Source organism: Glaesserella australis, assembly GCF_003260095.1.
GTDB lineage: Bacteria > Pseudomonadota > Gammaproteobacteria > Enterobacterales > Pasteurellaceae > Glaesserella > Glaesserella australis.
The window spans coordinates 45,218-60,283 of sequence record NZ_PTPX01000007.1; the positions used below are offsets into that span (position 1 = coordinate 45,218).

Here is a 15,066-nt window from a genome sequence, read left to right on the forward strand (position 1 = left end):
AATGCATTTATTTACTAGGTTGAGTCACAAAGCCAATTTTAGTTAGCCCTGCATTTTGGGCGAGTTCAAGAACTTTCACGATATGTTGATATTCCACAGAAATATCCGCAGAAATTGCAATAATCGTATTTTTATTTTCTTGAAATTTAGTCATAAAAGTCTGTTTTAATTCTTCTTCATTGACTAAAGTCTCGCCTAAATAAATTCCCGTCGAATTAATTGCCACACAAAAAATATCTTTAGCTTCATCTTTTTTTTCAACATTGGCTGTTGGTAATTCAAGGGGAATAGATTGGGTTAATATCGGCATAGTAATCATAAAGACAATTAATAATACCAACATCACATCAACTAACGGGGTAATATTAATTTCAGACATCACCGAATTTTGATTATTATCGAAAGATCCAAATGCCATTATTTATTTTCTCCTTTATTTATTTCATAGTGATGTAATAAATAGATAAATAATTCATTCGCATAATGATCTAAATCTTGAGAAAGATTACGATTTAAACGAGTAATTAAGTTGTAGGCTAATACGGCAGGAATAGCGACAAATAGACCCATTGCCGTTGCGACCAATGCTTCGCCAATCGGAGCGGAAACCGTAGCAATACTCACTTGTCCTTGTTGGCTAATATCCATTAACGCATTAAAAATCCCCCAAACTGTACCAAATAAGCCAATAAAAGGCGCAACAGCACCAATAGAAGCAAGAGCGACTAAACCACCTTCATATTTACGCAAAGATTGAGTAATCGCATTTCGTAAATGTAACGTTAAAAAATCTCTAAACGGCAATTGATGGGATAAATAATGTTTATCTTTTGCTTGATAAAGCTCACATTGTGAATATGTGGCTTGCAAAATATCGGCAATATCAGATCGCTTGTTTTGAATAGCTTGTTTAGCTTGCAACATATTTTCCGCTGATTTCACAAGCTGAAAACTTTGCCGATTATTTTTCTTTACCCCAATCATTTTAATTAAGCGAATTAAAATAATGCTCCAAGATAAAATACTCATAAAGACTAAAATGCCAAATGAAATAGAAAGTACAATGTCTTGTTGTTGAATCAGTTCAATTAAATTCATAATTTAAGTTCCTTAAAATAATTTAAGCGGCTGCCCCACATTTAAAATGAATCGTAAAAATCACACTACCAACCACCGCACTGCCATTGATTTTAGCTGGTTGATAGTGATGTCCTGATGCCATTCGGCTGGCTTGGTTATCCAAGCGTTTAATCCCTGACGATGATAAAATCTCAACATGGCTCGCCTTACCGTTAGTGCCAATGGTAACTTTGAGCTTGACGCTGCCCACATCATCGGACTCATCAGAAATATCTGAGCAACGCCCACGCATTGCACTGCCATAACCTGCCCCGAGAGATGCATCAACCTTCGCATTACCTACGGTAGATTTACTGCCTTCTACTCCATTTTGATGACCTTGTGGTGCATTGGTGCTTTGACTAGCGACAACAGTTTTCTCAGCTTTAGGTTTCTCTGCTTTAGGCTTAGGCTCTTTCTTTTTCTCTGGCTTTTTAACGACCTTTTCAGGCACTTTTTTAATCTCTTTCACTAGCTTCGGCTTTTCAGGTGCTTCTGGCTTTTTCGCCAAATCTGCTTGAGTTGGCTTTGGCATATCGCTACTTAAAATCTCTTCAGGAGCTTTCACTACTTCAGGTTCAGGCTCTGATTCCGTTTTAACTTCAATAGGCACTTCACTACCTAAATTAACTTCAATCATTTGTAAATTTTCTAAATCTCCAAAGAGATCGAGATTTCTCTCCCATGAAAGTCTAGACAAGGAATACGCCAGCCCCAAATGAATTAAAGTTACAAATAACATGATGAAAAAATTATAAAAAATTCGTTGCATACGGTATTTTGTAAAAAAGAAAAGAACAAACTACATTACAAATAAATAAACAATAATTATTCTCATTTATTTTATTAACAAAAGTAATCTTTGTAAATAACTTTATGATATGTATATTAATGATCTTTATTTGATCGATTAAATTACATTCATTTACAGTTTTATGGTTGATGAAAGTAACTATGTAAATGAACTGAGTGTAGTTCATCACTTTCTCTTTGTATTAGTTCTACTACTGATAAACCGAAGGCTATCCTACTTAAGAAGCTTTTAGCTTTAATCTTACTAGCCTATCTGCCCATTTTGCTGTAAACTACGCTCCCGTCCTGATGGTTTATTCCATTTCCGAATTTCAACTCGATTTATCACACAAAAGGCAAATAACATGGCAACGAATTATATTTTCGTGACGGGCGGCGTTGTTTCTTCTTTAGGAAAAGGCATTGCGGCAGCGTCTCTCGCATCTATTCTTGAAGCGCGTGGCTTGAAAGTCACCATTATGAAACTTGACCCTTATATCAATGTCGATCCGGGTACAATGAGTCCAACCCAACACGGCGAAGTATTCGTGACCCAAGATGGGGCAGAAACCGACTTAGATTTAGGGCATTACGAGCGTTTTATCCGCACCAAAATGACCAAAGCCAACAACTTCACAAGCGGTAAGATCTACTCTGAAGTTTTACGCAAAGAGCGTCGTGGCGATTATTTAGGGGCAACGATCCAAGTGATCCCACATATCACCAATGAAATCAAAGCTCGTGTAATCGAAGGTGGTAAAGGTCACGATGTGGCGATTGTGGAAGTGGGCGGAACTGTCGGCGATATTGAGTCGCTCCCGTTCTTAGAAGCCTTGCGTCAGCTTGCGGTGGACGTGGGTCGTGAAAAAACCTTATTTATGCACTTAACCCTTGTACCTTACATTGCTACAGCTGGCGAAGTGAAAACCAAGCCAACCCAACACTCTGTAAAAGAGTTGCTCTCTATCGGTATTCAGCCTGATGTGTTGATCTGCCGTTCTGATCGAATGATCCCAGCAAACGAACGTGCCAAAATTGCCTTGTTCTGTAACGTGCCTGAACGTGCGGTGATTTCACTGAAAGATGTGGATTCGATTTACCGCATTCCTGCATTATTGAAATCACAAGGTTTGGACGATTTTGTCTGCGATCGTTTCCGTTTAACTTGTAAAGAAGCAGATCTGTCTGAGTGGGAACAGGTGCTTTATCAACAAGCTAACCCAACGGGCGAAGTGACGATCGGTATGGTTGGCAAATATGTGGAATTGCCTGATGCCTATAAATCGGTCAATGAAGCGTTAAAACACGCAGGTTTGAAAAATCGTTTAACGGTGAACATTAAGTATATCGACTCGCAAGATGTGGAAACCAAAGGCGTTGAAGTGTTGCAAGGCGTTGATGCGATTTTAGTACCAGGCGGTTTCGGCTATCGTGGTGTTGAAGGCAAAATCCGCACCGCTCAGTATGCCCGTGAAAACAAAATCCCTTATTTAGGCATCTGTTTAGGTATGCAGATTGCGTTAATCGAATACGCTCGCAACGTAGCAGGTTTAACACAAGCGAACTCGTCCGAATTTGACAAAAACTGTCCGCAACCTGTCGTGGGCTTAATTACCGAATGGCAAGATGCAGAAGGCAATGTGGAAGTCCGTTCTGATGACTCCGATTTAGGCGGTACAATGCGTTTGGGTGCACAACAATGCCATCTTATCGAAGGTACAAAGGCTCGTGAAGTTTACGGTGCTGAAACTATTGTTGAACGCCACCGTCACCGCTACGAAGTAAACAATATATTATTGCCACAAATCGAAGCAGCAGGTTTGAAAGTCAGTGGCTTATCCGCAGATCGTAAATTAGTGGAAATCATCGAAGTGCCAAACCACCCGTGGTTTATCGCTGCACAATTCCACCCAGAATTTACCTCAACCCCTCGAGATGGACACCCATTATTTGAAGGGTTTGTAAAAGCGGCGAAAGAACATCAAGCAAGCAGAGCTTAACAATAAAATGTATCTCAAGCGGTTGGTTTCGTTACAAAATTTGCAATGAAATCAACCGCTTTTCTTTACCACGCTCATCTCTCACTTTCAATAAAACAGCTGAAATAAAATCACTTTTTCACTTAATTAATGTTATTATTTTCATAATACTATTTATTAATATGAGAGTTTTAAATAATGAAGCCTATTTTCCTTGAACTCCGCCATTTAAAAACACTTCAGGCCTTAAAAGAAAGTGGAAGTGTTTCTTTAGCCGCTAAACGTGTTCATTTGACTCAATCTGCGTTATCTCATCAAATCAAGTTGCTTGAAGATCAATACGAACTGACCCTATTTGAAAGAAAAACTCAACCTATACGCTTTACTGTCGCAGGAGAACGTCTCGTTCAATTATCCTATGATATTTTACCAAAAATCATGGAAGCGGAATTAGATATTGCCCGTATCAAACAAGGTGAAGTGGGAGAATTAAGAATCGCCGTAGAATGCCACACTTGCTTTGATTGGTTAATGCCTGCAATGGATGCCTTTAGAAAAAGTTGGCCTTTAGTGGAGCTTGATATCGTCTCAGGATTCCATACTGATACAGTTGGTCTTTTATTAACCCATAGAGCTGATTGGGCAGTGGTATCTGAAATGGAAGAAACTGTAGGAATAGCTTATCAACCACTATTTTCCTACGAAATGGTCGCTATTTGCTCTAAAGATCATCATTTAGCGCAAAAAGAAATTTGGGAAGCAGAAGATTTTCGAGATGAAACACTTATCCACTATCCTGTGCCAGATGACATGTTAGATTTATTAAAAAAAGTGCTTTTCCCTGCTGGAATTAATCCTTCTAGAAGAACAAGTGAATTAACGATTGCCATTATTCAACTGGTTGCCAGTAAAAGAGGCGTGGCTGTTCTGCCTTATTGGGCTGTAAAACCTTACTTAGAAAGGGGCTATGTCGTTGCTAGAAAAGTTACTCAGCAAGGATTATATAGTAATCTATATAGTGCAATTCGGGAATCAGAAATAAACAGGGCTTATATTGATGATTTTCATAATACTGTTAAAGCAGAAAGTTTCGCATCATTGCCTGGATTACTCGTATTATCATGATAAAAATTGGAGCAAATTTTCATTTGCTCCAAGAAGATAATTCTTTTTAAAACTTATAGTTAACCCCAAAACTAAAACTTCTTCCCATTTGTGGAATATAAGGTAAGAAGGTTTCGTGAGCATAAACTGCTTCGTTGAGTAAGTTATTACCTTTCATGAAAACTTCATATTCACCTTTGCCGAGTTTGTTTTGGTAAGTTAAACCGATATTCAACATATTATGACCTTGTGTCTTGCTTTCAAATTTTGAAATACGATGTTGGCTAAAGACACGGTAATATTCTAATTCACCTTTAAGATTTTCAGTAAAATCACTTTTAATTCGTGTACCGAAACGGATTGGCGGTAAACGTGGCGTATACATTTTAGCATGTTCTTCATATACAGGTTCTTGTACGCGAATATTAGGTTCAATCCCCATTTGATTTCTCACAATCGATCTCGCTCTCCAAGGTTTTAAATTTGGATTCTCAGCGATTAATTTATCTATCGCCTGTTGGAATGCTGGATTTTCTACATAGCTAACTTTGTCGCTCACCCGAATATCGTGTTCTTTCAAATAGCCTTTTACATAGTCACCAAAAATGCTGATATGGTGTTTTGGTGTGACTTGATAACCGATATTGGCTTCTACCCCATAAAAACGAGCTGGTGCTTGCATATAGCGGTTAATACGTAAATCGCTATCCTGTTTCATTGAAGCTGGCCCTCTACCTGAATTGACCGTGTAGAGATAGGTATAGTTTTCAAAGTTATAGACAAATCCACTGAGATAATAATTAAATTTATCGTCTTGGTAACTAAGTCCTAAATCAATGTTGTTTGATTTTTCTTTAGTTAGTCCCTTATTGCCCATTTCAAAAGAGTTTGTCGCAAGATGCATTCCGTGCGCATAAAGCTCTTGAGCATTTGGTAAACGTTCCTGGTGAGATACGGTTAAAGAAAGTTTATAGTTTTCTCTAAATGCCCAATGAATACCTGCTGCAAAAGAGCGAGCGGTTTCCTTATGCGGTTTTGTTAAAGCATAGTAGCCATCCATTGCATTTTTTGTTTCAGGTCTTTTGCTGTCAATATAACCTAACGAGAGATATTCATCTCGGACTTTTTCATGATCATAGGATTTTGTCACTTTTTGTTTTTCTAAACGTGTCGATAGCTCAAAAGTAAAATCATTCCATTGATAGCTCTCTAAACCGAATAAACTCCAGTTTTGCATTTTATTATTGTTTAAGAGCTGCTGAACGCCACGGTGAACATGAGCATGGCTTGAATCTTCAGGCGATAACGCACTGTTTTTTTGTTGAAGATATTGGATTCCCCAAACGCCCGTGAGATCGCCTATTGGACTATGTACAATTTCAAGACGAGAAGTGATACCTTTATTTTTGAATAAATTCGCCGTACGACTACCTTCAATTTCGCCATGCTGATAATCTACATAGCTAGTACTAAAGCGCAATTTATCGACATGTTTCACGGGTTCAATCATTTCACCACGTAGATCATAACGTTTGCTTTGTAGATCAACATAAGGTGTTGCCGATAATCCATGGGCATGACAATCTGCCATATTCACTCCAGGATTAGCCCAAAAGAGATGTTGATCATCCGCCAATTCTGGATAAGGGAATAAGTAAGGATATTTCTGTTTCATACTTTCATCAATGATCCGTACTGCACAGCCTTCATAAATATGGTTATGTGCGGGTAAACCATATTTATCTTGGCGTTCTGTATAAGCCAACCCTAAATGTCCTTTTTCGTGAATCCAAGATATCCCTGCTGTTCCTACTTTAGATTTTGCCCAGCTTTCAGGAACATAAGAAAGATTTTGATAGCTCATTTCTCGCTTATTAAACGCTTTTTTATCTGCATAAGTGCCATATAGATAATTTGGAGTTTTGTAATTTCCAGCTTGGCGAGCTAAGCCTTCAAGATGAACAGCAACATTTTGACTCAATGCAAATGTAAGCCCTGCTGTAGAGAGCTTTTCATTATTGTTAGTATTAAAACGAAATCCTAGATCGCCTTTAAGCCCATCTTTTGGCATAACAGTTGGGATTTTATTATCTACCACATTCACGACACCCGCCGCATTACCTGAGCTATAGAGCAAGGTTGATGGACCTCTAACAATTTCCACTTGCTTTGATAACGCGGTATCAACTGTGACCGTATGATCAGGCGACATCATCGACATATCGATAACATCACTGTTATTTTGTAGAATTTTTATCCGTTTACCTTCCTGTCCACGAATAATTGGTGCAGATGCACCGCTTCCATATTGATTTGAGTGAATACCTAACTCGCTAGATAACGCATCACCTAAGGTTGTCGCTTTTTGTTTAAAGTCTTTGCCATCAATCAGTTGATCGCTCACATTGGGTCTATCGCCCAATAAGTTACTCTCCGCCATTTTGGCTTCGACTTGAATTTCATCAAGTACAGCACTCTCTTCTGCAATCACCAATCCAGAGCAAAAACATAACGAGATTGCTACCGTATTTTTTTTCATTATTTGTCTCCTTCTCAATAACCATAATTTTTTCATGGAATAATATATAAAAAAAGACATAAAAACAACCAAATAACTATAATTTTTTTATGGTTTTGTTTTGAATGCTATTCTAGAGCAGATTAAGAAATAAATTTTCATAAAATTACATTCATAGTACTCATAATGTAAATTAGTGATTGTTTTGTAATTAATTTAGTTGTATATTTTAACCGGCCTTAGCCAAATATTATTAAAATCAATGTATTGCATTAAGGTACATCGTATGCAAAAACGAATCTTTTCTTTCATTCAAAAAAAATATCTCTGCACTTTATGTTGTGCTCAAAATAATATTCCCTGGTCAAATGCGTTTTACTATGCTTTTGATGAAGAAAATAGACGATTAATCTATGTAACGGGAGAACAAACTCACCATAGCCAAATAATGAAAAACAACCCTAATGTCTCTGGAACAATATTTACACCAACGCGCTTTCACCCATCTTTACAAGGTATCCAATTCACAGGAAAAGCAAAGATACTTGAAGATGAAGAATATGAAATTGGGAAGGAACTATATAAAAAGGAATATTCTCACGAATTGATAGATAAATTATCTATATGGGAAGTTAAATTAGAATATATACGTCTTATAGATAATTCTTTAGGTTTATTCGCTACGGTAGAATGGACAAGAAATGAGGAAGAAGAATACGCTCATATCGAATAATTTATTCATGTATATTATACATGGGGAAAGCTATATGCTTTCCCCTTAAGAATATTATAATGATTTAAAGAAGATCACTAAAATAATAATTGGAATTACAAAGCGAACATAATTAAACCATAAGTTTGTTAAAACTTTACCCGCACCAAGTTCCTCTTTTGCTTCTTCTTTTAAAACAAATCCAACGAAAATTGCACTACCTAAAGCAGTAAGAATAAATAAGATATTCCCACTAATATAGTCAAAAGCATCGAAAATACTTTTCCCCATAATCGTAAAGTCTTTCCAAACGTTATCCCCTAAAACAGCTGGCACATTTCCTAAAATAAAAATAAAAGCCAAAGTTAAAAATATTGCTGTTTTTCTACTCACTTTTATCTTTTCTTGTAGTGCCGTAATAATCACTTCATAAATTGTCAATGATGTCGTTAACGCTGCAACAACAAGTAAACCAAAAAAGATAATAGCAAAAATTGTCCCCCCCCACATGTTTGAGAAAACAATTGGCAAGCTTTGAAATACTAGAGTTGGACCTGAATTTGGAGCAATGCCAAAGCTAAAGAGAGATGGAAAAATCATAAAGCCAGCCATTACAGCAATAACTGTATTTAATACACCTGTAATTGTCGCTGTTCTTACTAAATTCTCTTTCTTATCTAAATAACTAGAAAGAGTAATTAAGACACCAAAGCCTAAGCTAAGAGCAAAAAATACCTGTCCTAGCACAAACACAAATAACTGTGGAGTTATTTTAGAAAAATCTGGCATTAGATAAAACTTAATACCTTCTGCGGCTCCTGGTAGCGTAACATTACGGATCACCATCACGATTAAGAAAACAAATAGCATAGGCATTAAATATTTCACTGAGCGTTCAATACCATCTACAATGCCCTTGGCTAAAATAAAATAGTTTACTAGTACAAATAAACCCGTATAAAGCAAAATAGTAATAGGGCTATTAAAAATGCTTTCTTTAAAAAACACTGATGCTGTATCTAAACTAATCGGAGACGAGAGATCTAATTCACCTGTCGCTAAACTTCCAATATAGTTTAAAACCCATCCACCTAATACCATATAGTAAGCCAAGATACCAAATGAACCAAGCAACCCCATATAGCCAAGAATCTTCCATGCTGGATGGATATCTTTACCATTTGCTTTACCTGAAAATGCATCGACAGAATTCACTCTCATTCGACGACCAATCACATTTTCTACTAGAATCATCGGAATACCGATAACTATCATAGCAATACAGAACAGAGCAACGTAAGCCCCTCCACCATTTTCCCCAACTAAATAAGGGAAACGCCAGGTTGCACCAAAACCAACCGTTGCACCTGCAACTGTCATAATATATGCCAACCGATTTGACCACGATTGACGTTCTTGGGTCTGTGTATTCATATTTTTCCTACAACATCAAAAGGAAGTTAAGAGAACAGAGCAAAAAGTTCATCCACCTTGATTCGAGAGTCACCAGATTGTCCGATATGACGCTGAACTTTAATTTTTTTTATTTTTGCTCCACGGTAAATTTTCCGAGTAAACTCGGTATCATGATTTGAAATTAATACAGGAATATTTGCTTGCTGTGCTTCTTTCGCCCTATCCGCAAGTTCAATTTGTTGCTCAAGAGAGAATCCCCCCCCTGCATAATGGGTAAAATTAGTATCCTGTTTTAAAGGAGCATAAGGAGGATCACAATAAACCACATAATCATCAGGATGCATCAAAAGATACTGAAAGACTTGATTAAAATCCGCACAAATAAACAGTGCTCTTTGTGCCTTTTCTGCAAAAAAACGAAGTTCCTTTTCTGGGAAATAATGGGTCTTATAATCACCAAATGGGACATTATATTCGTGTTTTTGATTATAACGACACAAACCATTAAATCCGAAACGATTAAGATAGAGAAATAAAACTGAACGGCGAAAAGGCTCTTGACATAAATTAAACTCTTCACGTCGCTCATAGTAAAAGATTGCCGTATTAGCTTGAGAGTCAAGAAAAAGAGCTTTTGATTGCTGAATATAGGTTTCAACATCAATTTTAATCACATTAAACAGATTAATGAGATCAGGATTAATATCCGCTAAAATATAACGTTCAAAATTAGAATTAAGAAATACCGAGCCTGCACCAACAAAAGGCTCAACTAAGCAAGCCTTTTTTGGCAAATGTCGATTAATTTCATCGGTAAGGCGAAACTTTCCGCCCGCCCATTTTAAAAAGGCTCGCTGTTTTGTCATTGAATTAGGATTGAGTAAAACGACGAATAGCATCTAATACTTGTTGTTCAGTAGCTTTTGTTGCAACATATGCTGAACCCAAGGATTTCAATAGAATTAAGCGTAACTGACCGCCTAATACTTTTTTGTCTCGCCACATATAAGGTAAATATTCTTCAGGCTGCATTCCATCTGGAGAAACCGTTGGTAACACCGCACGAGCAATTAATTTCTCCAAACGAGCAATATCTTGTTCGGCTAGATCACCTAAAATATGAGATAAAGCTGCTGCTTCTAACATACCAACAGCAACACCTTCCCCATGTAGCCAATTACCATAACCAAGATGCGCTTCAATTGCATGCCCAAACGTATGACCTAAGTTAAGTAAAGCACGATCGCCTTTTTCTGTCTCATCACGAGCAACAACATCCGCTTTTAATTGGCAACAGCGTTGAATACAATATTCTAATACGTGTTGTTTAAGTGATACAAGATCATCCATATGTTCTTCAAGCCATTCAAAAAATTGAATGTCAAAAATCGCACCATATTTAATCACTTCTGCCAACCCTGCACTCACTTCCCGTTTTGGGAGAGTGGAAAGTGTATTAGTATCAACAATTACTGAAATTGGCTGATAAAACGCCCCAATCATATTTTTACCAAGCGGGTGGTTTACCGCCGTTTTTCCCCCAACGGACGAGTCCACTTGAGCCAACAAGGTGGTTGGAATTTGGATAAAGCGAATACCACGCTGATACGATGCCGCCGCATAACCAGCAACATCACCAATCACACCGCCCCCTAAGGCTATCAATACGCTATCTCGATTATGATTCTTTTCGAGTAGCGCTGTAAAAATGAGATTGAGCGAATCAAGTGTTTTATATTGTTCTCCGTCAGGAATAAGCACAAAATCAACCTTGCAACCTAAACTTTCCAAGGTTTCTTTAACTGTTACAAGATAGTGGGAAGCGACCGTTGGGTTTGAGACGATCATCACCTTATCTCCTGATTTTAACGGCTGATAACTGGCAGGATTGCTCAATAAACCTGCACCAATGGTGATCGGATAACGACGTTCTTTCAATTCCACATTTACTTGCAACATAATGCGTCCTTATTACTGTAAATTATCAATCATATCAATGATTTGTGTTGCGACTACTTTTGCACTCTGCTCGTCGGTCTGCAAAATAATATCTGCGATCTCTTCATATAAAGGATTACGAACTTTTGCTAATTCTTGTAAAGTTTGATATGGGTCTTCCGTTTGTAGCAATGGACGCTTTTTATCACGCTGAGTCCGCTCAAATTGCTTATCTACCGTTGTTTCTAGATAAACAACAATACCACGAGCAGATAAGACATTACGATTATCTTTAGAAAGTACTGAACCACCACCAGTAGAAAGTACCAACCCCTGAGACTGAGTTAGCTCATTTAATATACGCTCTTCACGTTTACGAAAACCTGCTTCGCCTTCAATATCAAAAATCCAATCAATATCTGCTCCTGCACGTTCTTCAATCACAGCATCTGAGTCTAAAAAGTCCATATTTAACATTTGTGCTAATTGACGACCAATAGTGCTTTTACCAGCGCCCATGGGACCAATTAAGAAAATATTACGTTTTTCTGCCATTATGTTTTTCAAAAATAAAAAATAGAATAAAAAAATTGATTTGTGAATATTGGGAAAAAACAGACCGCTTGCAGATACAAGCGGTCTGTTTTATGTTGAATTTTGTAAAAGTGATTAAAATTAAAACACTTATTTTATGAAATTTACCACAAATCGCCCAAAATAAAGATGGGTGATATTATCTCAATAAATCGCCCTACTTTTCAACTGTCACAAAGAGAATTATCGTATTTTAAAATAATTCTTTGCCTTGATGCTGTAAAACGCCTGGCGGAGGTAAACCTAAACGTTGTTCCAAAGCATCATGTTTTTGAGGCTGAACCGGTGCTTGAATCGCTTTTTCAACAATATAACGTTTAGTTGGCTCAGTACCTTTTATAAAAAACTCTGTTAAACCTGTGCCTAAAAAGCCACTTACAGGATCAATTTTTACTTCAATAATATTAGCGGGCAATATCTCTTCTCGCTCTTCCTTATCAGAAAGTGCCACTTTCATATATTTGATCCATGCAGGAAGTGCTGTTTGTGCACCAGCTTCTCCCCGACCTAATTCACGTTTATTATCATCAAAACCGACATAAACCGCTGTCACAATATTCGCACCAAAACCCGCATACCAAGTAACTTTGGCATTATTGGTTGTCCCTGTTTTACCACCAATATCTTTGCGCTTAATTTCATTTGCAACACGCCAACTTGTCCCTTTCCAGCTTTGACCTTTTTCCCCTGTGATTGCTGTTGTAAGCGCACTTCGCATTAAAAATGCAATTTCACCACTAATTACACGAGGAGCATAGTGTATTTCATTATTAGTAATAGCAGAATCTGCCATTAAGCTTGGCGCATCTTTTTTAGCTGTTGTAATCTCAAGTTCAGGAATTAAATCACTTTCTTCATCTTTTGGTGCTTCTGCTATCTCCTCATCTTTTGATTTTTGTTCTTCAATTTTCACAAAGTCAAAATACTCAGGTTCTGGATAGATCACTGGCTTATCACTACACTCTAAACAAGCAATAGCAGGGTTTGCCTTGAATAACTCATTACCTGCACTATCCAAAATACGATCAATAATATAAGGCTCAATCAAATACCCGCCATTATCAAATACCGCATAAGCTCTTGCCATTTCTAATGGAGTGAATGACGCTGCCCCTAAAGCTAATGCTTCCGTTGCTTGGTACTGTTCTCTATTAAAGCCGAAACGTTGTAAATAATCAGCAACATATTCAACTCCAGCCATCTGAACCGCACGAACCATCATCACATTCTTAGATTTACCTAGCCCAACCCGCAAACGTAGAGAACCTTCATATACATTTGGAGAATTTTTAGGTGTCCACGGCTTTTGACCACGCTTAGTAATAGTAATAGGTGTATCGCTTAACGTTGTTGAAAGACTTAAGCCTTTATTTAAGGCAGCTGCATAAATAAACGGCTTAATAGATGAACCGACCTGAACTAGCGATTGTGTTGCACGATTAAAACGGCTCTGTTCGAAGCTAAAACCACCGACAATAGCTTCTATCGCCCCATTATCACTATTAAGAGAAACTAACGCTGAGTTCACATCAGGAATTTGTCCAAGTTCCCATTCGCCTTTACTATTTTGACGCACCCAAATCTGCTCGCCAACATTAATTACATCTTTAACTTGAGTCGGGGCTTTGCCTTGAGCGGAATCATTAATAAATTTCCTTGCCCAACGCATGCTAGCCATTTTTAGATCTACTTGATCACCATTTGGAAGCATAATTTTAGCTTTATCTTTAGATACCGATAAAACAGCAGCTCCAATAAAAGGCTCTGAATTTGGTAATTTACTTAAATGCTCAATAATTTTTTCTTCATCCCAAGCACGGTCTTTCGGATTCCATAATTTTTCTGCACCACGCCAACCATGACGACGATCGTAATCAATTAAATTATCTCTTAATGCAGTTTGCGCTTCTCTTTGGTCTGCCGATAACACTGTGGCATAAACTTGAAAGCCTCTTGTATAAGCCACTTCTTCGCCATAGCGTTTCACCATTTCTTGACGAATCATTTCAGTGACATAGTCAGCCCTAAATTCTAGAGCAGAACCATAGTATCTAGCTTTAATTGTCTCTGCCTTAGCCTGCTCATATTGCTCTTTCGTAATTTTGCCTACTTCAAGCATTCGGCCAAGAACAACATTACGACGATTTTCAGCACGTTTTACCGAAAACAGCGGATTCATCGTTGAAGGCGCTTTAGGCAATCCTGCAATAATGGCAATTTCAGACAACGTTAACTCATTTAATTTTTTACCAAAATACGTTTTTGCAGCTGCAGCTACACCATAAGAACGATAACCGAGATAAATCTTATTAAGATAAAGTTCCAAAATTTCACGTTTAGAGAGATTGTTCTCAATTTCCAACGCTAAAATAATTTCTTTGAGCTTACGTTCAAGCTTACGCTCTGGTGAAAGGAAAAAGTTACGCGCAAGTTGCTGTGTAATAGTACTTGCACCTTGTGTATCACCTTGGCTTGAACGCCAAACTGCCCTCATAATCCCTTTTGGATCGATTCCCTTATGCTCATAAAAACGAGTATCTTCTGTCGCAATAATGGCATCAATTAAAGTCTGAGGAATATCATCAAGTTTGACAGGAATACGACGTTGCTCACCAACTTCTCCAATCAGCTTACCATCAGCAGTAAAGATCTGCATTGGTTGTTGAAGCTCAACGGTTTTTAAACTAGCGACATCTGGCAGATCTTCTTTCAAATGGACATAAAGAAAGCCCGCAGAAATTGCGCCCACAATTATTAGCGTAAGTAAAGCACTAAATATGATTTTTACGATCTTCATCGAAAAATTCTCTTTTACTGAATGACGAAAGAAAAATTCTAGGTCAAGATGACCTAAATCCGAAATACTAAAATTAGTCAATTATAGTTTCAATCTA

12 protein-coding genes are annotated in these 15,066 nt (G+C 37.5%); 3 read left to right on the forward strand and 9 right to left on the reverse strand.

The features are described from left to right. Positions 1–7 precede the first annotated feature (7 nt). The 3 genes from C5N92_RS03495 to C5N92_RS03505 are packed head-to-tail and all read right to left on the reverse strand — an operon-like array spanning position 8 to position 1,861. Entirely contained in the window at positions 8–418 is a 411-nt protein-coding gene (locus C5N92_RS03495) for an ExbD/TolR family protein (RefSeq protein ID WP_111749476.1), read from the reverse strand. Continuing rightward, the gene (locus C5N92_RS03500; protein ID WP_111749477.1) at positions 418–1,098 is read right to left on the reverse strand and encodes a MotA/TolQ/ExbB proton channel family protein; all 681 of its coding nucleotides are present in this window, start codon (positions 1,096–1,098) and stop codon (positions 418–420) included. The genes C5N92_RS03495 and C5N92_RS03500 overlap by 1 nt, the downstream gene beginning before the upstream one ends. Before the next feature lie 22 nt (positions 1,099–1,120). Further along, positions 1,121–1,861 carry an energy transducer TonB gene (locus tag C5N92_RS03505; protein ID WP_238138385.1) on the reverse strand — a complete coding sequence of 247 codons (741 nt, stop codon included), beginning with the start codon at positions 1,859–1,861 and terminating at the stop codon, positions 1,121–1,123. Between the two features lie 415 nt (positions 1,862–2,276). Here C5N92_RS03505 and pyrG point away from each other — a divergent pair, with 415 nt between their 5' ends. Then, positions 2,277–3,911, forward strand: coding sequence for a glutamine hydrolyzing CTP synthase (gene pyrG, locus C5N92_RS03515; protein ID WP_111749480.1), 1,635 nt, complete (start codon positions 2,277–2,279; stop codon positions 3,909–3,911). 177 nt (positions 3,912–4,088) lie between these two features. After that, the gene (locus tag C5N92_RS03520) at positions 4,089–5,015 is read left to right on the forward strand and encodes a LysR family transcriptional regulator (protein ID WP_111749481.1); all 927 of its coding nucleotides are present in this window, start codon (positions 4,089–4,091) and stop codon (positions 5,013–5,015) included. A 46-nt stretch (positions 5,016–5,061) separates the two neighbouring features. On the opposite strand, the gene C5N92_RS03525 is transcribed toward C5N92_RS03520, so the two are convergent. Further along, complete coding sequence (locus C5N92_RS03525) at positions 5,062–7,533, reverse strand: TonB-dependent receptor (protein ID WP_111749482.1); 2,472 nt, start codon at positions 7,531–7,533, stop codon at positions 5,062–5,064. Positions 7,534–7,798: 265 nt separating this feature from the next. On the opposite strand from C5N92_RS03525, the gene C5N92_RS03530 reads away from it, so the two are divergent. Beyond that, positions 7,799–8,245, forward strand: a complete 447-nt coding sequence (locus C5N92_RS03530; protein ID WP_111749483.1) for a pyridoxamine 5'-phosphate oxidase family protein — start codon at positions 7,799–7,801, stop codon at positions 8,243–8,245. Between the two features lie 54 nt (positions 8,246–8,299). Here C5N92_RS03530 and C5N92_RS03535 read toward each other — a convergent pair whose 3' ends face one another. From C5N92_RS03535 to C5N92_RS03555, 5 genes are all read right to left on the reverse strand, one after another. After that, positions 8,300–9,658, reverse strand: coding sequence for a sodium-dependent transporter (locus C5N92_RS03535; protein ID WP_111749484.1), 1,359 nt, complete (start codon positions 9,656–9,658; stop codon positions 8,300–8,302). A gap of 26 nt (positions 9,659–9,684) precedes the next feature. Beyond that, positions 9,685–10,506 carry a Dam family site-specific DNA-(adenine-N6)-methyltransferase gene (locus C5N92_RS03540; RefSeq protein WP_111749485.1) on the reverse strand — a complete coding sequence of 274 codons (822 nt, stop codon included), beginning with the start codon at positions 10,504–10,506 and terminating at the stop codon, positions 9,685–9,687. A 4-nt stretch (positions 10,507–10,510) separates the two neighbouring features. Beyond that, positions 10,511–11,599, reverse strand: coding sequence for a 3-dehydroquinate synthase (gene aroB, locus C5N92_RS03545; RefSeq protein ID WP_111749486.1), 1,089 nt, complete (start codon positions 11,597–11,599; stop codon positions 10,511–10,513). 12 nt (positions 11,600–11,611) lie between these two features. Then, complete coding sequence (aroK, locus tag C5N92_RS03550) at positions 11,612–12,133, reverse strand: shikimate kinase AroK (RefSeq protein ID WP_111749487.1); 522 nt, start codon at positions 12,131–12,133, stop codon at positions 11,612–11,614. Between the two features lie 232 nt (positions 12,134–12,365). After that, positions 12,366–14,969, reverse strand: coding sequence for a penicillin-binding protein 1A (locus C5N92_RS03555; RefSeq protein ID WP_111749488.1), 2,604 nt, complete (start codon positions 14,967–14,969; stop codon positions 12,366–12,368). Between the last annotated feature and the right edge of the window lie 97 nt (positions 14,970–15,066).